At 73.0% G+C, this 19,887-nt stretch carries 21 protein-coding genes and 1 pseudogene; 11 read left to right on the forward strand and 11 right to left on the reverse strand.

What is annotated here, in order from left to right; all coding sequences use genetic code 11:
• A pseudogene (locus UO65_RS36740) lies at positions 1 to 341 on the forward strand (hypothetical protein); the annotation flags it as partial.
• A 31-nt stretch (positions 342 to 372) separates the two neighbouring features.
• Positions 373 to 1,056 (forward strand): response regulator transcription factor, encoded by a 684-nt coding sequence (locus tag UO65_RS13885; protein WP_052021155.1) that lies wholly within the window; start codon positions 373 to 375, stop codon positions 1,054 to 1,056.
• Here the strand turns inward: UO65_RS13885 and UO65_RS13890 are convergent.
• The gene (locus tag UO65_RS13890; protein ID WP_035282738.1) at positions 1,018 to 2,412 is read right to left on the reverse strand and encodes an amidase; all 1,395 of its coding nucleotides are present in this window, start codon (positions 2,410 to 2,412) and stop codon (positions 1,018 to 1,020) included. The two genes, UO65_RS13885 and UO65_RS13890, sit on opposite strands and share 39 nt — an antisense overlap.
• Positions 2,413 to 2,453: 41 nt before the next feature.
• Positions 2,454 to 3,059: a TetR/AcrR family transcriptional regulator gene (locus tag UO65_RS33305; RefSeq protein ID WP_161784465.1), complete on the reverse strand. Its 606-nt coding sequence runs from the start codon at positions 3,057 to 3,059 to the stop codon at positions 2,454 to 2,456.
• 196 nt (positions 3,060 to 3,255) lie between these two features.
• On the opposite strand from UO65_RS33305, the gene UO65_RS13900 reads away from it, so the two are divergent.
• From UO65_RS13900 to UO65_RS33310, 4 genes are all read left to right on the forward strand, one after another.
• The gene (locus UO65_RS13900) at positions 3,256 to 3,534 is read left to right on the forward strand and encodes a GlsB/YeaQ/YmgE family stress response membrane protein (RefSeq protein WP_035282621.1); all 279 of its coding nucleotides are present in this window, start codon (positions 3,256 to 3,258) and stop codon (positions 3,532 to 3,534) included.
• Between the two features lie 123 nt (positions 3,535 to 3,657).
• A complete protein-coding gene (locus UO65_RS13905) occupies positions 3,658 to 5,052 on the forward strand; it encodes an NAD(P)/FAD-dependent oxidoreductase (RefSeq protein ID WP_152552096.1) in 1,395 nt (464 codons plus the stop codon).
• A 24-nt stretch (positions 5,053 to 5,076) separates the two neighbouring features.
• Entirely contained in the window at positions 5,077 to 5,943 is an 867-nt protein-coding gene (locus UO65_RS13910; RefSeq protein ID WP_035282623.1) for an alpha/beta fold hydrolase, read from the forward strand.
• A 41-nt stretch (positions 5,944 to 5,984) separates the two neighbouring features.
• Positions 5,985 to 6,551, forward strand: coding sequence for a PadR family transcriptional regulator (locus UO65_RS33310; RefSeq protein ID WP_052021158.1), 567 nt, complete (start codon positions 5,985 to 5,987; stop codon positions 6,549 to 6,551).
• Positions 6,552 to 6,611: 60 nt separating this feature from the next.
• Here the strand turns inward: UO65_RS33310 and UO65_RS13920 are convergent, their stop codons facing one another.
• Positions 6,612 to 7,223: an ABATE domain-containing protein gene (locus UO65_RS13920; protein WP_052021159.1), complete on the reverse strand. Its 612-nt coding sequence runs from the start codon at positions 7,221 to 7,223 to the stop codon at positions 6,612 to 6,614.
• 133 nt (positions 7,224 to 7,356) lie between these two features.
• On the opposite strand from UO65_RS13920, the gene UO65_RS13925 reads away from it, so the two are divergent.
• Positions 7,357 to 7,818: a nuclear transport factor 2 family protein gene (locus UO65_RS13925; RefSeq protein ID WP_035282625.1), complete on the forward strand. Its 462-nt coding sequence runs from the start codon at positions 7,357 to 7,359 to the stop codon at positions 7,816 to 7,818.
• Between the two features lie 48 nt (positions 7,819 to 7,866).
• Here the strand turns inward: UO65_RS13925 and UO65_RS13930 are convergent, their stop codons facing one another.
• Positions 7,867 to 8,502, reverse strand: coding sequence for a response regulator (locus UO65_RS13930; protein ID WP_035282628.1), 636 nt, complete (start codon positions 8,500 to 8,502; stop codon positions 7,867 to 7,869).
• Positions 8,499 to 9,572, reverse strand: a complete 1,074-nt coding sequence (locus UO65_RS13935; protein ID WP_035282631.1) for a sensor histidine kinase — start codon at positions 9,570 to 9,572, stop codon at positions 8,499 to 8,501. Before UO65_RS13935 ends, UO65_RS13930 begins: the two co-directional genes overlap by 4 nt.
• Positions 9,573 to 9,728: 156 nt before the next feature.
• On the opposite strand from UO65_RS13935, the gene UO65_RS13940 reads away from it, so the two are divergent.
• Positions 9,729 to 10,334 (forward strand): hypothetical protein, encoded by a 606-nt coding sequence (locus UO65_RS13940; protein ID WP_052021160.1) that lies wholly within the window; start codon positions 9,729 to 9,731, stop codon positions 10,332 to 10,334.
• 55 nt (positions 10,335 to 10,389) lie between these two features.
• Complete coding sequence (locus UO65_RS13945) at positions 10,390 to 11,547, forward strand: hypothetical protein (RefSeq protein WP_152552097.1); 1,158 nt, start codon at positions 10,390 to 10,392, stop codon at positions 11,545 to 11,547.
• A gap of 20 nt (positions 11,548 to 11,567) precedes the next feature.
• On the opposite strand, the gene UO65_RS13950 is transcribed toward UO65_RS13945, so the two are convergent.
• Positions 11,568 to 12,467: an alpha/beta hydrolase family protein gene (locus UO65_RS13950; protein WP_035282635.1), complete on the reverse strand. Its 900-nt coding sequence runs from the start codon at positions 12,465 to 12,467 to the stop codon at positions 11,568 to 11,570.
• Positions 12,468 to 12,672: 205 nt separating this feature from the next.
• Between UO65_RS13950 and UO65_RS13955 the strand changes: the two genes are divergently transcribed.
• On the forward strand, positions 12,673 to 13,368 hold the full coding sequence (locus tag UO65_RS13955) for a response regulator (RefSeq protein WP_035282638.1): 696 nt from the start codon (positions 12,673 to 12,675) through the stop codon (positions 13,366 to 13,368).
• A gap of 12 nt (positions 13,369 to 13,380) precedes the next feature.
• Here UO65_RS13955 and nhaA read toward each other — a convergent pair whose 3' ends face one another.
• The 5 genes from nhaA to UO65_RS33315 form a co-directional block, all read right to left on the reverse strand.
• Positions 13,381 to 14,691 (reverse strand): Na+/H+ antiporter NhaA, encoded by a 1,311-nt coding sequence (nhaA, locus tag UO65_RS13960; protein WP_035282751.1) that lies wholly within the window; start codon positions 14,689 to 14,691, stop codon positions 13,381 to 13,383.
• 272 nt (positions 14,692 to 14,963) lie between these two features.
• Positions 14,964 to 15,464 (reverse strand): DUF6114 domain-containing protein, encoded by a 501-nt coding sequence (locus UO65_RS13965; protein WP_063935938.1) that lies wholly within the window; start codon positions 15,462 to 15,464, stop codon positions 14,964 to 14,966.
• Positions 15,455 to 16,057 carry a DUF6230 family protein gene (locus UO65_RS13970; RefSeq protein ID WP_035282640.1) on the reverse strand — a complete coding sequence of 201 codons (603 nt, stop codon included), beginning with the start codon at positions 16,055 to 16,057 and terminating at the stop codon, positions 15,455 to 15,457. Before UO65_RS13970 ends, UO65_RS13965 begins: the two co-directional genes overlap by 10 nt.
• An 81-nt stretch (positions 16,058 to 16,138) precedes the next feature.
• Positions 16,139 to 17,542: a wax ester/triacylglycerol synthase domain-containing protein gene (locus tag UO65_RS13975; RefSeq protein WP_035282642.1), complete on the reverse strand. Its 1,404-nt coding sequence runs from the start codon at positions 17,540 to 17,542 to the stop codon at positions 16,139 to 16,141.
• A 141-nt stretch (positions 17,543 to 17,683) separates the two neighbouring features.
• Complete coding sequence (locus UO65_RS33315; RefSeq protein ID WP_052021161.1) at positions 17,684 to 18,529, reverse strand: alpha/beta fold hydrolase; 846 nt, start codon at positions 18,527 to 18,529, stop codon at positions 17,684 to 17,686.
• Positions 18,530 to 18,922: 393 nt separating this feature from the next.
• Between UO65_RS33315 and UO65_RS13985 the strand changes: the two genes are divergently transcribed.
• Entirely contained in the window at positions 18,923 to 19,663 is a 741-nt protein-coding gene (locus UO65_RS13985; protein WP_052021162.1) for an AfsR/SARP family transcriptional regulator, read from the forward strand.
• The last annotated feature ends 224 nt before the right edge of the window (positions 19,664 to 19,887 follow it).

Below are 19,887 nucleotides of genomic sequence, written 5' to 3' on the forward strand. Positions count from 1 at the left end.
GCAGCGCCCGCCACACCGTCCTGCTCACCGCCTGCATCTCCGCGGCCGTCGTGGTCAGCATGCTCGGGTACCTCGTCTTCGACGCGGCGACCTCCGTGCTCCACCCCACCGACTACCAGCGCCTCTCCCCCGGGCAGGCCGAGTCCGAGGTGGCCGACGTGCTGCCCGCGCGGACCCGCGTCGACGACCCCGGCACCGGTCCGCCCCCGCGAGCCGGGGCGACCTGCCGGTACTACAGCACGCACCCGAACCCGTTCGACCAGCGGCGGCACGACCTCTACCGGCTGTGCTTCCTGGGCGGGCGCCTGGTGGACAAGGCCCTGCTCACCCGCGACCCGTGACCGGCGGGGATGATGCGGGCATGATCCGGGCATGATCCGGGTTGTCCTCGCCGACGACGAGGCGGTCGTCCGCATGGGGGTCCGCGCGGTCCTCGCCGCGGCGGACGACATCGAGGTCGTCGCCGAGGCCGACACCGGGCGCGCCGCCGTGGACGTCGTCCTGGCCCACCGCCCGGACGTGGCCGTGCTCGACATCCGCATGCCCGGGCTCACCGGGCTGGACGCGGCAGCGGAGATCCGCGGGCTGGGCACCGGCACGGAGGCCCTGATCCTGACCACCTTCGCCGACGACTCCTACATCTCCCGGGCCCTCGGTGACGGCATCGGCGGGTTCGTGCTCAAGACCGGCGACCCGCACGACATCATCGCCGGGGTGCGCGCGGTCGCGGCGGGCGCCGCGTTCCTGTCCCCGCCGGTCGCCAAGCGGGTCGTCGACCACCTCTCCGGCAGCGGCCCGCGCCTGCGCACGACCGAGCGGATCACCGGGTTGACCGACCGCGAACGACAGGTGCTCGGCCTCGTCGGCGCGGGGCTGTCCAACGCCGAGATCGCCCGTCGCATCCACGTCGTCGAGGGCACCGTGAAGGTCTACGTCAGCACCATCCTCACCCGACTGGACGTCCGCAACCGGGTCCAGGCCGCCATCATCGCGTACGAGGCGGGTCTGATCCCCCGGTCACGCGTCGACCGGGGGCGGGACGAGCGGGGCACGTGACGCTTCGACGACCGCTGCCGCGGCGAGGCAGTTGTCCTCGCGGTACGCGCGACCGATGATCTGCACCCCCGCGGGCAGTCCGCCGTCGAGTCCCGTGGGCACCGCGACGGCGGGGAGCCCGGCGAAGGTGGTCGCCACGTTCAGCGCCATGGCCCGGCCGTAGCGCTCGTTCGCCTCGGCGTCGGCCCGTTCCAGGTCGGGCGGTGGGGCGAGGCGGTCGTACACCGGGCCCAGCACGAGTGGGAACTGCTCGCCGAACCGCGCCAGCGCCTTCCGGACCGCCATCAGCGACGCGGTCGCGGCGATGTACTCCGGGAGTGCCGCCGGGGGTCTGCGGTCCATCGCCAACCGCTGGTAGCTCCTGTCCTCTTCGGACAGGACCGTGGCGATGCGGTCCCAGATGAGCCCGAACTCGGTGTTGACCAGCACACCGTAGGCGGACAGGGCCTCGTCGAGGCCGGGCAGCGCCTCGACCTCGGTGACCTCGTGGCCCGCCGCGGCCAGCGCGTCGGCGGCGTGGTCCAGGGCCGCTGACACCGCCGCGCTGGTGCCGACCCCGCCGGGGTCGCGGACCAGCGCCACCGGTTGGGGTGGGCTGTCCCCCAGCCGCGCGGGGACGGGGAGTGCGCGCGGGTCCCGCGGGTCCGGACCGCACAGCACCTCGTGGACCAAGGCCAAGTCGTCGACGGTCCGGGCGATCGGGCCGTCGACCGGGAAGAGTTGCGAGGCCAGGGACGGTTCGTCCGAGCCGATCCGGTGGTCGGCCGGGTAGCGGCCGGGCGTGGGCTTCAACGCGGCCACGCCGCAGAAGTTCGCGGGCAACCGCAGCGAACCCCCGGCGTCGTTGCCGAGGCCGAGCACGGCCATGCCCGAGGCCACGGCCGCGGCGTCGCCACCGCTGGAGCCGCCGGGCGTGCGGTCGGGGCGCCACGGGTTGGCCGTGCTGCCGAACAGTTCGCTGCGCGAGTGCATGCCCGCCATCGTCAGCGTCGGCATGTTGGTGTGGCCGACGAACACCGCGCCCGCCCGCCGCAGGCGCTCGACCGGTGGGGCGTCCCGCGCGGCGACGTTGCGCGCGAGGAACCGGGCGCCGTGCGTGGTGGCCAGGCCGCCCACGGCGATGCTCTCCTTGACGGTGAACGGGACCCCCGCCAGCGGGCCGACGTCCGCACCGCGCGCCCGCCGGGCGTCCAGCGCCTCAGCCTCCCCCACGGCGTCCTCGGCCCGCTGCGTGATCGCGTTGACCGTCGGGTTCACCCGGTCGATCCAGGCGAGTGTGTCGCGGACGAGGTCGGCCGCCGAGACCGTCCCCGCGCGGACGGCGGCGGCCAGCTCACGTGCGCCAGTGGTGATCATGCGCATTAATATACGACGTCGTATATAACTTGTCTCCCGCGTTACCGGCGGACCGCCGCCTCGAAGAACGCGCCGAGTTCCGCACCGATCCGCTCCGCCGCCGCCGCGTCGGTGACCCGGCCGGAGCGGATCTGCGTGTCGAGCGCGACCCGGATGACCTCGGCCGCGAGCCCCACGTCCAGGTCGCGCACCAGGCCCGCCCGCTGCCCGTCCCGGAGCAGGGCGACGAGTTCCACCGACCCGTCGCGGGCCAGGTCGGCGTACTCGACGCCGCCCGCCGCCTCCCGGTGCCGGACGATGGCGGCCAGCGCGCAGGCCTTGGCTGGTTCATCCGCGATGAACCGGACGCTCTCCGCGATGTAGGCGGTCAGCCCCGCGAACGGGTCGGGAGCCGCGGCGACCGCGGCGGCGAGCCGTCGCCCCGCCTCGGCGACGATTGCCGCCAGCACGGTGTCGACGAACTCGGCGCGGTCCGCGAAGTTGCCGTGGAAGGCTCCACGGGTGCAGCCCGCGGCGGCGGCGAGCCGATCCAGCGACACGTCCGCGACCGGGTGTTCCGCCCACAGCGCGATCGCCGCCGCCACGAGTCCCCGCCGGGTCTCGGCGCGGCGTTCGGCCTGCGTGCGCCCGCCCCGGGTGGTCCTCACCGGTTCGCCCGGCCCACCGTGTGACGACATCGAATCCACCGCTCCCCTCCCGCACGAACGTACCGCCCACCTGCGCGCTCACGCGCAGGGCGGACCGGCGTGGTGGTGATCGCCCGCGAATTCGGCGTTGGGCCGATTGAGGGACGGGCGGGCGGGGTATTTCCCCGGCAAGGCGAACGTCGTCGAAGGAGTGGACGTGACTGTCTCAGGGATCATCAGCGCACTGGTCGTCGGTCTGATCATCGGGGCGCTCGGCAGGCTCGTCGTGCCGGGCAAGCAGCACATCCCGATCTGGCTGACCATCGGCATCGGCATCGTGGCCGCCATCATCGGCACCTTCCTGGCCAACGCCCTCGGCGTCGGCGACACCCGGGGCATCGACTGGATCGAGATCGTGTTCCAGGTCGCCCTGGCGGGTGCGGGCGTGGCCCTGGCAGCCGGTCTGTACGGCCGCAGGGGCGCGGTTCACCGGTAACCCCATACCTCAACCGACCAGCGCCGCCACCGGAGTTCCGGTGGCGGCGCTGGTCGTTCGTACGCGGATCGAGGGGCAGCGCACGGGGTTGACCCAACCTATTCCACAAGTTATATATGATGCGTGACATATGACAGGCAGGACCGGGCCGTGGTGCTCGGTGCCGGGATCGCAGGTCTCGTGGCCGCCCGGGTCTTGTCCGAGCACTACGACGAGGTGGTCGTGGTCGAGCGGGACGAACTCCCGGACGGTCCTGGGCACCGGCGCTCCACGCCCCAGTCGCAGCACGCGCACGGCCTCCTGGGTTCCGGTCGGCGGGCACTGGTCGGCCTGTTGCCCGGGCTGAGCGCGGACTTGGCCGCCGAGGGGGCGATCACCCCGGGCTCGGGTGATCCGGCGATGGGCGACCGTTCGCTGTTCGTCGTCCGGGGCGGCACGACGATCCGGATACCCTCCTGGTGGAGCGCGGGCTTCGCCGCCAGCCGGGTCCTCGTCGAACACGCGGTCCGCAGCCGGGTACGGGCACTGCCGAACGTCGTCGTGCGGGAGGGGACGGCGGTCCTCGGGCTGGTGACCGATCGGACCCGCAGTCGGGTCACCGGGGTGCGGACACCCGGCGGCGACCTGGGCGCGGACCTGGTCGTCGACGCGTCGGGCCGGGGTTCGTCGCTGCCGCGGTGGTTCGAGCGGATCGGGCACCGGCCGCCGCCGGTGTCGGTGGTGCACTCCGACGTCCGGTACGCCAGCGTGGTGACCGAGCCGGACCCGTCGTTCGAACCCGAGTGGTTGGCCGTCCTCGGTGGCCAGGCCGAGTCCGGCTCGTCGGTGGGCGGGGTGGTGCTGCGCATCGAGCACGGCCTGCTGCACATCTCGTTCGGCTCGGTCGGCGGTGGCCCGCCGATGCCGACCGACACGGCAGGACTGCGCGACTTCGCCGACCGGATGGCCGCGCCGGTCGTGGCCGAGGCGCTGCGGCGGTCGACCCCGGTCGGCCCGGTGCGCGCCTTCCGGGTCCGCAGCAACACCCGCCGCCACTACGACCGCCTGCGCGAGGCACCACGGGGTGTCGTCGCGCTCGGCGACGCGGCCTGCGCGTCGAACCCGGTCTACGGCCAGGGGATGAGCGTGGCGGCGCTCTCGGCGATCGCACTCGGCCGGGTCCTGGCCACCGGGGGCGGAGCGCCGGGGTTCGAGCGCCGCGCGGCGCGAGCGGTCGCCGCCACGTCCGCCGAGGCCTGGCGCCTCGCCCTCGGGGAAGACCTCCGCCACGGGTGCCGCACCGAAGGCGTCCGCACACCGTGGACGACGCGACTCGGGCAGGGCTACCGCGACCGGCTGGAACGGGCGGCGGCGGTGGACCCAGAGGTGGCGTCGGCGTTCAACGACGTGCTCAACCTCCACCGGCCGGTGTCGTCGCTCGGCTCCCCGCGCATCGCCCGGCGGGTCCTGCGCCCGCTGCGGGATCGCGACCCCGGTCCCCTGTCGGCGACGGTCGCCACCGTCCTCGGCATCGCCTGAACCCGCCCGAGCGAGGAGAACCGGATGTTCCAGCCCCAGTTCGTCGACGTCGACGACGTCCTGCTGCACGTCGAGACCGCGGGCCCGCAGGACGGTCCCCCGGTGCTGTTCCTGCACGGCTGGCCCGACCTGTGGCTCAGCTTCGCCGAGCAGATGACCGCGCTCGCCGGGCGCGGGCACCGGGTGGTGGCGCCGGACCAACGCGGCTACGGCCTGTCGTCCAAACCCGCGGCGGTCGCCGACTACGCGATGCCCCTGCTGGTCAAGGACATCGTGCTGCTCATCGAGCGCCAAGGCCTGGCGCCGGTGCACCTGGTCGGGCACGACTGGGGCGGCGCGGTCGCCTGGGCGGTGGCCATCGAGCGGCCCGACCTGCTCCGGTCGTCGACCGTCGTCAACTGCCCGCACCCGCGGGTGTTCGCCCGCGCCCTCACGCGGATGCCCTCCCAGGTGGCGCGGAGCTGGTACATGGCGGTGTTCCAGGTCCCCGGCCTGGCCGAGGCGGTCCTCGGCGCCCGTGGCGGCGCGGTCCTGGCGGCGATGCTCAGGCACGGCGCCCACCTGAGCGAGGCAGACCTGGACAAGCACCGCGCCGTCTGGCGCCACCCGGGCGCGATCCAACGGCCACTGTTCTGGTACCGGGCGATGTTCCGGTCACTGCCCGCCTCGATCCGCGCCCAGCCCGACACCCCGGTGCGCGTGCCCACCCAGCTCATCTGGGGCCACCGCGACGGCGCGTTCAGCACCCGCCTCGTCGACCCCAGCGCCGCCCGCTGCGACGAGTCCGAAGTGCACTGGCTCGATGCCGGGCACTGGCCGCACCGCGAACACCCCGAGCAGGTGACCGCGCTGCTCGAAAGCTGGTTCGCACGGCACGCGGACGACGGGTGACGATTGGTACCCTCCTGCCTGCGCCCGCCGGAAGGAACCCGATGCTGAAGTTCGCCCTGCTCGGCTTCCTGCTCCGCCACCCGATGACCGGCTACGACCTGGCCTCGGCCATCAGGAACAGCATCAACTTCGTCTGGCCCGCCCAACTCAGCCAGATCTACCGCACCCTGGGCCAACTGGAGAAGGACGACCTGGTGGTGTCCGAGGTGGAACCCCAACAGGGCCGCCCCGACCGCAGGGTGTACTCGGTGACCGACGCGGGCCGAACGGCGTTCGAGACCTGGACCGGCGAGCTGGTCACCGACCTGGACCCGGTCCGCGTCCCGTTCATGGTCCGCTTCTTCTTCTACGGCGCCCGCCCGCCCCAGGAGACCATCACCCAACTCCAGGTCCTGCGCGACCTGCACGCCAAAGACCGCGACCGACTCGCCACCGAACTGCGCGACCAGATCGCCGCCGCCACCGCCCACCACACCGGCGACGACCTCGACCCCCTGATCGTCGACTCCGTCCGCCGAGCAGGCGAGATGATGTCCCAGACCTGGGTGGACTGGATGGACGAAACCATTGAGCGCCTGCGCAACGTCCCCCCGCGATCGACCACCTGACCCGACGCCCCTCCGGCAGCGACGGCTCACGGCGAAGTGGTCCTCTCGGGCCTGCTGCGGCTATTCGGTGGCGGCAGGTCGGCTGTGTCTGGCGTAGTGCCTGGCCGCGCGGGCGCGGTTGCCGCAGGCGGTTGAGCACCACTCTCGGCGCGGGTGGTCCTTGAGGAAGTAGAGGACGCAGCCGGGGGCAAGGCAGACGCGCAGGTCCAGGTCGTTCCACTGGCCGAAGAGGGTGACGGCCTCGGTGGCGAAGGCGCGCAGGAGAAGGTCGTCCGGTGATCCGGAGGTGTACGTCCTCTCGGTCACGGTGCCGTCGTCGGTCAGTTCGAGAGCTTGCCAGGTGTGGGCCGTGCGGGCGTTGTGGTTGACCGTGTGGAGCGCGGTGTCGAGGGAGGTCATCGCGGACGCGGCTCGGGAGCGGGGGTCGGCGGTTCGCTCGGCGGCCAGTCGCCGCAGGGCGTTGCGCAGGTCGCGGAGGCGGGCCAGTCCGTTGTCGGACAGGTTTGCCGGGTTGGACGGTTGTGGTGCCAGTGCGGTGAGCCAGTGGCGGGCGTCCCGGGGGGTGGCGAGGGAGTCGTGGATGCCGTGCCGGTCCGCCCAGATGGTGTTCACCAGGTCGATCGGCGGTGCCTGCCCCAGCAGCGGGGGCAGGGTGAGCTGATCGGCGGTCACACCTCACCCTAGCTCTTCTAACGGATGGGGCGCAGTTCACCCGTTGACACCAGCCGATCGTCGCGCCTACTCTTCTAACGGATTGCATAGCTTCTTACCGTTAGATGCCCCTGAGCTGAGCAGGAACACCGCCATGTCTGAATCCCGTCCCCCGTTCCCGCCCTTCGACGAGGAAGGCGCCCTGCGGAAGGTCCAGGCCGCCGAGGACGCGTGGAACACGCGCGACCCGGGTCGGGTGGCCCTCGCGTACACACCGGATTCGGTGTGGCGCAATCGCGACACCTTCGTCACCGGGCGGGAAGCGATCGTGGAGTTCCTGACCGCCAAGTGGGAGCGCGAGCAGGACTACGCGCTGCGCAAGGGCCTGTGGGGCTTCCGCGGCAACCGGATCGCGGTGCGGTTCCAGTACGAGTGGCACGACGACCGGGGTCAGTGGTGGCGCAGCTACGGCAACGAGCTGTGGGAATTCACCGAAACCGGCCTGATGTCCCGCCGCGAGGCCAGTATCAACGACGTGGCCATCAGCGAGGCCGACCGCCGCTGGTTCGGCCCCCGCCCCGAAGCCGAACACGGCCGGGACATCCCGCTCCGGTGATCGCGGTACGGGTTCACACCCGACCGCAGGCGGAGCGATCGATGCGCCTCAGATGATTCCGTGGTCGCGGGCGTACACGGCCGCCTGGGTGCGGTCGCGCAGGTTGAGGCGGGTGAGGATGCGGGAGATGTGGTTCTTCACCGTGCCCTCGCTGACGTAGAGGTGCCCGGCGATCTCCTTGTTCGTCGCGCCGCCTGCCACGAGGCGCAGGACGTCCCGTTCACGCCCGGTCAGGGGTGGGGTGTGCGGTGCCCGTGGGCTTTTCGGTGCCGTGAGGGACTTCGCGAGGCGGGTGGCGATGGTGGCGTCGAGTTGGGCGACCCCGGCGTGGGCGAGACGGACGGCGTTGGCGAGGTCGGGGGCGGGGAGGTCCTTGAGGAGGTAGCCCGCCGCGCCCGCCGTGAGGGCTCGGACCACGTACTCCTCGTCGTCGAAGGTGGTGAGCATGATGATCCTGGTGGTGGGCAGGCGGTCGCGGAGGATGGTGACCGCGCCGACGCCGTCGAGGACGGGCATGCGCACGTCCATGAGGATGACGTCGGGGGTGGTGGCCAGGGCCCGGTCGACGGCGTCGCGGCCGTCGACGGCGGTGCCGACGACCTCGATGCCGGGCTGGATGGACAGCAGCGACGCGATGCCGTCGCGGATCAGGCGCTGGTCGTCCACCACGAGAACGCGCGTCACCCGGCCCTCCTGGGGACCACGACCGTCACCGTGGTGCCGTGCCCGGTGCTGCTGACCTCCAGGTCGCCGCCCGCGAGCACGGCCCGCTCCCGCATGCCGGACAGCCCGTGGCCCTCGCGGCGACCGCCGGTGCCCCGGCCGTCGTCGGCCACCTCCAGCCGGGCCCACGCGGGGTCGAAGTGCACGGCGATGCGGACCTCCGACGCGCGGGCGTGTCGCCGGGCGTTGGTCAGGGCCTCCTGGGCGGCCCGGTAGAGGGTGGTCAACGCGGTTTCGTCGGCACCTTCCTCGTCCCCGTGGAACTCCACCGCGACCGCGGGGCCCGTCGTCGACCCGACCAGCTCGCGCAGTGCCGGTTCGAGGCGGAAGCCCGCCCGGAGGAGGCGCACGGACCGCCGGACGTCCTCCAAGGCCTTCCGCGTCGACGCGCGCGCCTCGGCGACGGCCTCCACCACCACCCCGGGGTCGCGCTCCCGGAAGGCGTCGGCCCGCTCCAACTGCACCGCCACGGCGGTCAGGTGGTGCCCGAGGCTGTCGTGCAGGTCCCGGGCGATCCGGGTCCGCTCCGCGGCGGCCGACAGCTCCGCCACCCGCGCCGCCTGCTCCTCCAGCCGCGCGCGGACCCGCGCCTCCCCCGCCGCCGTCTCCGCCATGGCGAGGGCCAGCACGAGCCCGACGGCGAACATGAGCAGGTCGTTGACGTACTCGGCCTCCCCCAGCCACCCCGGCTCGACCACCTGGAAGACCACGACCATCCCCGCCACGCACAACCCGCCCGCCAGCAACCCGACCCGGCGCCCGAAGGCCAGGTGGGCGGCGAACGGGACCAGCACGAACAGCGCCTTCGCCAACCCCGAACCGTCCGTGGCGGCGGCCAGCCCGAACAGCACGACGTCCACCGCCAACGACAGCCGAGGGTCCCACTCCCGCCCCACGGCCAACACCCCGAACAGCACGAGCATGACCCCGCCGAACCCGAGGACGTCCACAGCGTCTCCGTGCACCATGGCGTAGTAGACCCCCGCCGCGAGCACCACCCCGTAGACCGCCGCTGACACCGCCCTGACCATGCGGCCCAGGCTACGGCCCACCCACCCGCCGGTCGCGGCCCCGCGACGCGGTGTGGCCACCCGGCACGTGCCACCCGGCCATCGCGGTGTGGCCCGCTGGGACTCGATCACCCGGCCCCGCCGCTCCTACCGTCCACCCCGACGAAAGGAGCCACCATGGCCACTCTGACCACCCCGACCACCGGCACCACCGTCCCCCCGGGCCTGTTCCGCTTCGGCCGCGCGAGCGGCATCGCCGCGGGTGCGCTCATCGGCGTGCCGGGTGCGATCGAGGGGTTCACCGGCGAGACAGCCCCCACCAGCACCCTCGTCGGCGTGTCCCCTGCCCTCGCCTTCCCCTTCCTGATCGCCCTCTACCTCCGCCACGCCCACCCCCGCGACCGCTTCGCCCTCACCGCCTTCGCCACCAACCTGATCGGCCTCGGCCTCTTCGGCGCCTCGGCCTTCACCCTCAACCTGGCCCTGTTCCACCTGCCCCAACCGGCCTTGCAGACCCTCCTCGAAGGCCCCACCCGCCCGGCCCTGTTCGCCAGCGCCGCCCTCTTCGCCGTCGGCAGCGTCCTCTTCGGCGCCTTCCTCATCCGCTCCAGGACCGCCCCCACCGTCGCCTCTTGGCTCTACACCGGGGCATTCCCCCTGTTCGCCCTCCTGGCCCCGCTCCCCGACTCCCCGCTCACCAGCGCCCTCCACGCCGTCGTCGGCACGGCCGTGGTCTGGCTTTCCCTGGACCTCGGCAGGCACCGCTCCGACCCGGCCGCTTGAAGCCGGTGCGCGGCGAGCGAGGACACCGCCCGAACCCCTGTGGCACAGTGGAGCGGTGAACAGGACTGGGGGAGTTCTGGCGGCTCTGCTCGCCATCGTGCTGGTGGGGTGCGGCAAGGCGGAGGAGTCGGCGCCGCTCGGGTTCGCGCCGCACCCGGGGGCCGTGCAGGCGCCCTGGGCGCACGGCGACTGGGTGCCGGAGAACGTCGGTCTGCGGGACCTGGTTCCGGTCGGCGACTGCGTCGTCGGTGTCGGGACCTACGCCAACGGCTACCGGAACGTCAGCGCCAACTGGCTGCCGGACGCCGGGTGCGCCCGGTTGGACATCCGCCCCGCACCCGACGGGTCGGCGGGCGGCGGGGACTTCGCGGGAGAGCGCGGGCGCGGCTGGCCCGGTGGCGGGCTCGCGGCCACCTCCGTCGTGGCCGGGCCTGCGGATTCGGTGATCGGGGTGTACGAGAGCGGGCAGTTCGCGCGCCTCGACCGCACCGGCGAGGTCGTGCGGTTGGCGAAGCCGGGCAACGTCCAGCGGGTCACCGGTCTGGCGCGCGCGGGTGGAATGCTCGTGGCCGTGGGGACGGCGGAAGAGCCCGCGAGCAGCCCGATCGCGTGGGTTTCCACCGATGACGGCGCGACGGTGGCGGAGGTCCCGTTGCCGCGCGACCCGGCGAGCACCCACGCGACCGACCTGCCGTGGTCGGTCGCGGCGGCGGGTTCGACCGTCGTCGCCGTCACCTTCGGGTCGCCGCTGAGCATCTGGTCCTCGACCGACGCCGGGCGCACCTGGACCGTCGAGCACCTCGACGACCTGCCGAAGTCCACCAACGTCAAGGGTGTGCTGCCGGTGGGTGACCGCTGGCTGCTCTTCGGCTCCGCCGAGGCCGAGCGCGGCCCGAACCGGCCCGTGCTCATCTCCGGGACGCCGGGCGACTGGCGCCTCGACGACACCGCCGCCCTCGGCGAGGGCGGGATCGTCGCCGCCACCGTCGACGCCCGCGGCCTGCCCGTCCTGCTCGGCAGGACCTACCTGCCGCACGTGCCGGAGCAGAACCAGACGTACTGCTCCACCGTCTGGACCCGGACCACCACCGACTGGGCCCGCGGTTCCCTCGGCTGCGCCCAGCAACCCGCCACCGCGATCACCACCCTGCGCGACGGCAGGGTGGTGATCGCGGGCAACCGGGACCTGTGGATCAGGCCCGCTTCGGCTTGACGGTCAGCAGGGCGCCGGGATCAGGCGTTGGGGCAGGAGGCGGTGTACTCGGTCAGCCCGTCTCCGGTGGGGGCGGGGCAGAGGAACTGGTCGTAGCGGGTGTCCTCGTCGACGAAGCGCTTGAGCCAGGCGGTGGCGTACTTGCCGATCGTGGCGTTCTCGCGGACGAAGGTGCCGTGGTCGGCGCCTTGGACGTTGACCAGGGCGCGTTCGCGGGCGCCGGTCATGCTCCGGTAGAACGGGCGGGAGAAGGTGCCGATGCCTGCGACGTTGTCGGCACTGCCCGCCATGAGCATGGTCGGGGTCTTGACCGTCTGCCAGGTCTTGTCCTGGTTGTACGGTGCCAGCGGGACGGCGGCCTTGATGGTGGTCCGCTGGGAGACGGCGTACAGCGCGCCGCCGCCGCCCATCGAGTGCCCCATGACGGCGAGCCGCTGCGGGTCCAACCGCTGCCGGACCGCGGCCGGGGACGACGTGGTCAGGTAGTCCAGTGCGGACAGCAGTTCCCGGCCCCGGGTGGTCGGCTGGTCGTAGATGCTGTTGGTGGCGATGGTGATCACGACGAAGCCTCGGGAGGCCAGGCGCGGGCCGAGCCAGGCGACGGCGCTCTGCGGTGAGGTGTAGCCGGGCACGACGGCCACGCCGCCGTAGGTGCCGTGGGTGGTGTCGTCGGGGTAGTAGATGGTGGCCGCGCCGAAGCCGGGGGTCTGCGAATCCGCGATGGTGACCTGGCTGAAGGCCAGGTCACCGACCGGCTGGCGCAGGTTCGCGTCCGTGGGGTCGACACCGTGGACGGGTACGGCGGCGGGAGCGACGGCGACGGGTGCCGCTTCCGCCCCGGTCGCGACGGTCAGGGCACCGGCGCTCAGCGCGATGGCGGAGGCGAGGCTGACCAGGGATTTGCGCGTGGTGAAGGACATCGGTGTTCCTCTACGTCGAGTGGCACCTACAGGGGAAACACACGCCACCAGGGGGTACATGTGTCCGGCGTGGACACCGACACCCACCGGGGTGGCCGGGCGTTCTCCTCGTTGTCGTCCGCCGTGTTCCGACTGTACGCAGACCGGCTTCCTTAAATCAACACTCGGTTCGACATTGTCGACCTATCGGGTATCGTGTACGACAATGTCGAACTACATACTTGACCTTGCGGCCCCCCTCCGGGTGCTGGTCGTGGACGGTGACCGCACCGCGGCGGGCACCCACCGCGGCCAGGTCGAGGGCCTGCCCGGCTTCACCGTCGTGACCACCACCCACACCGCCTCCGCGGCCCGGCGCGCGCTCGTGCACCGGCGGGTGGACCTGGTCCTGCTCGACCCGCGCCTGCCGGACGGGTCGGGCGTGCACCTGCTCCGGTGGCTGCGCGCGACCGGCCTGGACGTCGACGTGATCGCGGTGGCCGACACCCCCGACCCCGCCGGGCTGCGCGCCTGCGTCTCCCTCGGTGTGCTGCACTACCTGCTCAAACCGCTCACCGGCGAGCACCTGCGCCACCGCCTGGTCCGGTACGCGCAGTACCGCGCGGCGGCGGGCGGGTTCGACGGCCAGGAGGACGTGGACCGGGCGATGGCGGTGCCGCGCACCCCGCCCGCTCCCCCGGGTGGCATCAGCGGCAGCACCCTCGACACCGTGCGCGGGTCGCTGCGGGCGGCGGGCGGAGCCGGCCTGACCGCGGTCGACCTGGCCGCGCGGGTGGGGCTGTCCCGCGTCACCGCCCGCCGCTACCTGGAGTACATGGTCCTGGCGGGCAGCGCCGACCGCGTCCCGTACTACGGGACTGTCGGCCGACCACGGTTGCACTACCGGTGGTTGGGCGCCTGAACGGAACCCGGGTCAGTCGCCGCGCTGGTAGACGTCGGGTACGCCGTCGTGGTCGGCGTCGACGGATTCCTGTTCGCAGATCCGGCGGTGCGCCCGCACCCGCAGGCGCAGCAGCACCGTGGCGAAGACCGCGGCCACCACCGACCCCGTCAGCACGGCGATCTTGGCGACGTCGTCGCGCGGGGTGCCCAGCCCGAAGGCGAGTTCCCCGATGAGCAGGGACACGGTGAACCCGATGCCGCCGAGCACCGCGACCGCGACCACGTCGAGCCACCGCAGGTCGCTGTCGAGTTCGGCGCGGGTGAAGCGCACCGCCGCGTAGGTGGCCAGGGTGATGCCCACCGCCTTGCCCCCGACCAGCCCCAGGATGACGCCGAGGGCGACCGGGTCGGTCACCGCCGACACCAGCCCGCTCACCCCGCCGACGGTGACCCCGGCGGCGAAGAACGCGAACACCGGCACCGCCAGGCCCGCCGACACCGGGCGCAGGCGGTGCTCGAAGTGCTCGGCCAGCCCGGGGCCCTCCCCGGCGCGGCGGCGGATGACCGGCACCGCGAACCCGAGCAGCACCCCGGACACCGTGGCGTGCACCCCGGAGGCGTGCACCAGGGCCCAGGTCGCGGCGGCCAGCGGCAGCAGCAGCCACCAGGAGCGGATGCGCCGCTGCACCGCCGCGGTGAACGCCGCGAGCGGGACGAGGGCGAGCAGCAGCGGCCCGATCGACAGGTCGTCGGTGTAGAACACGGCGATGATGACGATCGCGATCAGGTCGTCGACGACGGCGAGGGTGAGCAGGAAGGTGCGCAGCGCCGAGGGCAGGCTGTGCCCGATGACCGCGAGCACGGCCAGCGCGAACGCGATGTCGGTGGCGGTCGGGATCGCCCAGCCGCCGAGCGCCCCCGGGTTCCCGAGGTTGACCAGGGCGTAGACGACGGCGGGGACGATGACGCCGCCGACCGCGGCGGCCACCGGCACGATCGCCCGGCGCGGGTCGCGCAGGTCACCGGAGACGAACTCGCGCTTGAGCTCCAGCCCGGCGACGAAGAAGAAGATCGCCAGCAGCCCGTCCGCCGCCCACGTCCCCAGGGACAGGTCCAGGTGCCAGGCCGCGGGCCCTACCCGCAGCTCGCGCAGGGCGGTGTAGGAGTCGGCCCACGCGGAGTTCGCCCAGACCAGGGCGACGAGCGCACCGATGAGCAGCAGCACGCCGCCGACGGTCTCCTTGCGGAGGATGTCGGCGGCGCGGCTGGCTTCCGGCCAGGACCGCCGGTCGAGCGCGCGGGCCGTGGCACCGGGCGGGCGCTGCGGAGCGGGGTCGGGCATGGGGTTCTCGTCGGCCACGGGCGCCTCCAGGGGTGCGGTCATCCAGGCGCCGACCAGGCTTCCCGGCACACCACAGGCAAGGGCCTGACGCACTGACCGTAGTCGATACCGCGCTGTGCCGCAGCACACTGTGACGCGGCTCGGTGCCGGTGTGGCCGCTCCCGCGACACGTTCCGGTGGGCACGCACCCGGTCCGGGCGGGCCACCGTTCGCGGGGTCCAGATGCGACACCGGCCCACCGGGGCTCTCCGCCCGCTCGCACGAGGTGGATCTCAGTGTTCCCCCGGTGCGCCGGGCACCGACCGCCACCACCGCTGCCCGGCTGCCCCCTGCCCCGCTCGTGGTCGGTCGGTCCAGGCCAGGGCGAGGGCGCTGCCGATGAGGCCGCTGAGGGTGCCGACCAGGAACCCGCCCAGGTTGCTAGTCACCAGCGCGACGAGCGAGAGCAGGGCCGCCGTGGTGCCCGCGGCGATCCGGTACTGCGGTCGCACCCACAGCGACAGGCCGCAGATCGCCATGAGGGCGCCGATCAGCAGCGCCGAGACACCGCCGAGGGTCCTGATGGAGATCACGGCGTCGCCCACGCGGAAGGTGGCGTACGGCGGTACCGCGATGGCCACCGCCGACAGCAGCAGGAACACCCCCGCGCGGAAGGGGCGTCCCCGCCGCCAGCGGGCGAACACCCTGCGCTGCCCGCCCGCCGCCGCGGCCCAGCGGCGGGCCGCCGGGCGCAGGCCCGCCAGGGTCGGGGTCCACGCGCCGCTCAGAAGCATCCCTGGTCACCCTTGCGCAGCGAGAGGTCGATGTTCTTCAGCCGGATCGTCTGCGCGCTGGTGCTCCAGGACGTCTGGCGCAGTCCCACGATCGTGGCCCGGTCGGCCTGGAGGCCGAAGCTGCCCGCGGCGCCCTTGACCGGCCCCCTGTCCAGGCGGGCCGCGTCGACGCCGAGTTGGGGGTTGACCAGGGTGAGGTCGCCGCTGAGCCCGGCGACACCGATGACCAGGTCGGTGGCGGCCATCCCGCCCGGGCCCGCGGAGACCATGACCAGGGTGATGTCCCCGACGACGGGGACCGAGCGCAGCAGCACCGACTGGCAGAAGTTGTCCAGCACCGCGCCGCGGAACCCGCTCACCGCGACCGGGTGCGCCGCGCCCGACCCCTGGTCCACCCCGACGAGCTGGACGAACCCGTCGCCCACGAGTTTGTCGGCGCTCACCTTGAAGCTGACGCCGGACACCGCGAAGGACGCCGCGACCGCGCCCTGGGCCATGCCGAACACCAGCACCGCCGCCCCGGCCAGTCCCGCACCGAGGGTTCCGGCGAAGCGCCCCCAGCGAGTGCGCCCACCTGTGTCGAACTGTGCCATCACACCGCACCTCTCGTATCGGTCTGGGTCGTTCCGGGTCTCGGCCGGGGAGGACGGGAACCGGTCACGCCGGTGGTGGGGTCACCGCCCGGCCTTGCGCACCGCGTCGACCACCGCCTCGAACTCCACTTCCAGGCAGCGGACGAGCATCCCGGCCTCGGCGACGGACGCCGGGTCGAGGTTGACCCCGATGCAGCAGTTGCCGTCGAACCAGACCATCGTCACCGAGATCGCGCCCCCGGGGAGCGGGCCGAACGGGTACAGCCGCTGGACCCGCGCACCAGCGAGGTACACCGGCTCGGTGAACGCCTTCATGCTGCTGAGCTGCACGTCGTGAGCGCCTGCCACGCGGCGGAACAGCGGGATGACGGCCGGGGTGGGAAGAGGAACGAGCAGTTCGGCCAGGTGCACCGGGGCCGCCGCCGCCTCCTCGGCGCGGGCGGAGGCGATCAGGTCGCTCACCACGCGCATCCGGCGGGCGTTGTCGGTTTCCCCCACCGGGGCGGGGAACCGGCCGACGGTGAAGCTGTTCCCGCTGGAGCGGGCACCGTTCTCCATCGCGATGGGGATCGCGACGGGGAGCGTGTCGAGGGTGACGCCGTGCCCCTCGTGGTAGCGCCGTATCCCGCCGAGCACCGTGGCGACGAACACGTCGTTGACCGACACCCCGTGGCGCGAAGCGGTCTCCCGCATCACGTCCAGGGGGACCTCCAACACGTCGAACCGCCGGGAGGTGCTCCGCCGGGCCAGTAGCGGGGAGGTATCGCCCAGGCCGGGGAGCAGGACGCGGAACGCCGAATCGACCAGCCGCTGCGCGTGCAGGAGAGTGCCGAACGGTTGCCGCAGCACCCGCCCGACCAGCCTGCGACCCTCGCCCAGCACGGCCGCCGAGCGCCCCAGCAGGCCGTGCCGCTCGCGGTCCTCGCCGTCCAGCGGTTCGAGCACCCGCAGCCGTCCCGGTCCCGGTCGCTCGTCCGGTGCGCGGCCGAAGGCCAGCGACATCATCCGCTGCACGCTCAGACCGTCCATGCTGCTGTGGTGCAGCTTGAGGAGGAACCCGGCCCGGTCGCCGTCGAGCCCCTCGACGAGCACCGCCTCCCACAGCGGGCGGGAGGGGTCGAACGGGGTGCGCTCCATGAGCTGGGCCAAGTCCAGTAGCTGCCTGAGGTCGCCGGGGGCGGGCAGCCGGACCCGGTGCAGGTGGTGGTCGAACTCGAAGTGCGGGTCGGGTGCCCAGCGCGGGGTGCCGATCCCACCCGCGGGCTCGACCACCCGTTCCCGCAACCGGGGGACCTGGACGGTCAACCTGGTCCACTCCTCGACCAGGCGGGACCAGTCGGGCGCCGAGTCGAGCACGTGCACCAGCACGATGGGCGAGCGCAGCAGGGGCTCGCGCCCCGTGCGCCACATGACCGCCTCCATGCCGGTCATCCCGGAGTCGGCGCCCGGGGGGACCTCGTCGACGAACACCCTGCTGTCGACCACTTTCCCGCTGTCGGCTACTTTCCTGCTGCCGACGACTTTCCTGCTGTGGTGGCTGTGCACGTCCGCTCCTTCGGCCAGTGGGGGTGTGAACGCGGCGGGCCCGGCACCGACCGGGCTCCCGGTGGGGGTCGGGCGGCGGGGTCATCGTTCGCGGACCGGCGGCGGTCGCCGCGACACCGCGCCGACGCGGTCCAGGATCAGCTCGGCGACGGCGTGCGGGTTCTCCCACAGGGCCAGGTGACCGCTCCTCGGGATGACGCTGTGCGTCATGACCCCGACCCGGTCGACCAGCGGCTTCGCGTAGACCGCCGCGGGCGCCATCCGGTCTTCCAGCGCCCAGGCGGCGTGGACGTCGTGGGCGCGGCCGTCGACCGGGCGCACGCCCGCCGACCCGACCAGCCCCCGCATGGCGGGCCAGTACGCGTCGGCGCGGACGAACCCGCGCAGCACCTCCACCGCGTCGTCCGCGGACAGGGTGTCCACCCGTTCCACCACCGAGCGGAACACGGTGTGGCGCACGGGCGCCCACCGCATCAGGAACGGCGCGTACGGGATCGTCAGGTGGGCGGCCAGGAAGATCGAGCTGAGCTGCGCGATCAGCCGCGCCCGGTGCCAGGCGTGCCGCCACGCCACCGGTGGGCACAGGACGGTCGTGGACAGCGCCCGGCCGCGGCGGGCGAGTTCCAGCGCCACCCACGACCCCAGGGAGTGGCCCACGACGTGCGCCTGCCGGAACCCGGCCAGGTCCATCCAGGCCTCCACCTCGTCGGCCATGACCTCCGGCATCGGCGATCGCACCGGGCCGTGCCACCGGGCTCCCCAGTGCCCCGCCGTCGTCGGCGCCAGGACGTCGCAGTGCTCCTCGATCAACCGCAGGACGGGGCGCCAGATCGGCCACGTCCCGCCGAGGCCGTGGATCAGCACCACGGGGTGCCCGCGGCCCGAGCGGTGGTGCGCGGGCGGGGGTGGCGTCGAATCCCTGCTCATACCCGGTCGGGTCCCTTCGCTCTCGGTCGCGTCCCGGGGCCGCCCGGGTGGCCGGGGGCTCCCCGAACGCGCGGATCACCGGTCGAGGTCGTGCTTGACGCTAGGGAACGGCTCCGACGACGGGCCGACGAAATCCGGACGCGCCCGCTGACATCCCACCGACAGGCACGTTCGGTGACAGGCGTCCGCTCACCTGGGGGAACGGGGGAATATGCGAGCGGAACCGGCGACTGTCGGTGATGGAACACCCGCGCTGTTGGGAACTTGTTTCACGTCCAATTGCCGCCGGCCACCGCTGCGGTGCTGGCTCACCACCGGGCGGGCCCGCGTCAGGATGAGGTCGGGTGGGGCAGGCGGAGGAGGATGTGCATGCAGGTCCGGTGTCTTGGCCCGATGGTGATCGGAACCGGGCGGCGGGAGGTCGTCGTGCGGTCGTCCCTGCGGGCCAGGGTGCTCGTGGTGCTGGTGGTCAACGCGGGCGACCTCGTCTCCCGGGAGTGCCTGGTCGACGAGGTGTGGCCGAGCGACCCCCCGGCGGGGGCGGTGGGCTCGTTGCACGCGCACGTCAGCAGGCTGCGCGGGGACCTGGCCCGCTGGGGCGTCGGTGATCGCATCGACATCGCGGCCGAGCAGGGCGGCTACCGGCTCCGGATGACCGGCGTCGGTCTCGACGTCGAGGACTACGAGGGGTTGGCCGCGACCGCCCACCGGCGGCGGCGCACCGCCGCGGGCGAGGTGCCGGAACTGGCCAGAGCCGCCCTGCGGCTGTGGCGCGGCGAACCCTTCGAGGGGTTGGAACTGGGGCTGCGCGGCCACCTGGCCCGCGCCCGGCTCCAGGAGTCGCGGATGGCGTTGTTCGAGGCACTGGTCGACACGGCGCTGACCAGCGGCAGGCACCAGGACGTCGTCGCCGAGCTGCGCGAGCTGACCATGGTCTTCCCGTTCCGGGAGAAGTTCCACGAGCAGCTCATGGTCGCCCTGTACCGCTGCGGGCGGCAGGTCGAAGCCGTCCAGGCGTTCCACGGCCACCGCGAGCGCATCTCGCGGGAACTGGGCTTGGAGCCCTCACCCGCACTGCGCAGGCGGATGACCGAGATCCTGCGCCACGACCCGGCGCTGTGGCAGGCGGGCTGACCCCGGACGGGAACGCGGCCGGGCACCGGAAAAGTACCCGGCGGTCCCGCGGGCGCATTGATCCGCGCCCGCACATCAGCGCGGGAGTTGTGAGGTGAGTTACAGATTCCCAATCGGAAGCCCGCACTTGTCACCACCTCATACTTCACCGGGTTCTTCTTACGCGGTTCGAGCGCGAGGTGAGGCAAACCCTAAGTCGAGGATCACACCCGTTAGGCGCTAGC

Origin of the sequence: Actinokineospora spheciospongiae (assembly GCF_000564855.1) — a bacterium.
GTDB classification, from domain to species: Bacteria; Actinomycetota; Actinomycetes; order Mycobacteriales; family Pseudonocardiaceae; genus Actinokineospora; species Actinokineospora spheciospongiae.

Coding starts and splice junctions, on each gene's coding strand:
- UO65_RS13885 (WP_052021155.1), top strand. CDS start 373: ATGATCCGGGTTGTCCTCGCCGACGACGAGGCGGTCGTCCGCATGGGG.
- UO65_RS13890 (WP_035282738.1), bottom strand. CDS start 2,412: ATGATCACCACTGGCGCACGTGAGCTGGCCGCCGCCGTCCGCGCGGGG.
- UO65_RS13910 (WP_035282623.1), top strand. CDS start 5,077: ATGTTCCAGCCCCAGTTCGTCGACGTCGACGACGTCCTGCTGCACGTC.
- UO65_RS33310 (WP_052021158.1), top strand. CDS start 5,985: ATGCTGAAGTTCGCCCTGCTCGGCTTCCTGCTCCGCCACCCGATGACC.
- UO65_RS13925 (WP_035282625.1), top strand. CDS start 7,357: ATGTCTGAATCCCGTCCCCCGTTCCCGCCCTTCGACGAGGAAGGCGCC.
- UO65_RS13935 (WP_035282631.1), bottom strand. CDS start 9,572: ATGGTCAGGGCGGTGTCAGCGGCGGTCTACGGGGTGGTGCTCGCGGCG.
- UO65_RS13940 (WP_052021160.1), top strand. CDS start 9,729: ATGGCCACTCTGACCACCCCGACCACCGGCACCACCGTCCCCCCGGGC.
- UO65_RS13950 (WP_035282635.1), bottom strand. CDS start 12,467: ATGTCCTTCACCACGCGCAAATCCCTGGTCAGCCTCGCCTCCGCCATC.
- UO65_RS13955 (WP_035282638.1), top strand. CDS start 12,673: ATGTCGAACTACATACTTGACCTTGCGGCCCCCCTCCGGGTGCTGGTC.
- nhaA (WP_035282751.1), bottom strand. CDS start 14,691: ATGCCCGACCCCGCTCCGCAGCGCCCGCCCGGTGCCACGGCCCGCGCG.
- UO65_RS13965 (WP_063935938.1), bottom strand. CDS start 15,464: ATGCTTCTGAGCGGCGCGTGGACCCCGACCCTGGCGGGCCTGCGCCCG.
- UO65_RS13970 (WP_035282640.1), bottom strand. CDS start 16,057: ATGGCACAGTTCGACACAGGTGGGCGCACTCGCTGGGGGCGCTTCGCC.
- UO65_RS33315 (WP_052021161.1), bottom strand. CDS start 18,529: ATGAGCAGGGATTCGACGCCACCCCCGCCCGCGCACCACCGCTCGGGC.
- UO65_RS13985 (WP_052021162.1), top strand. CDS start 18,923: ATGGTGATCGGAACCGGGCGGCGGGAGGTCGTCGTGCGGTCGTCCCTG.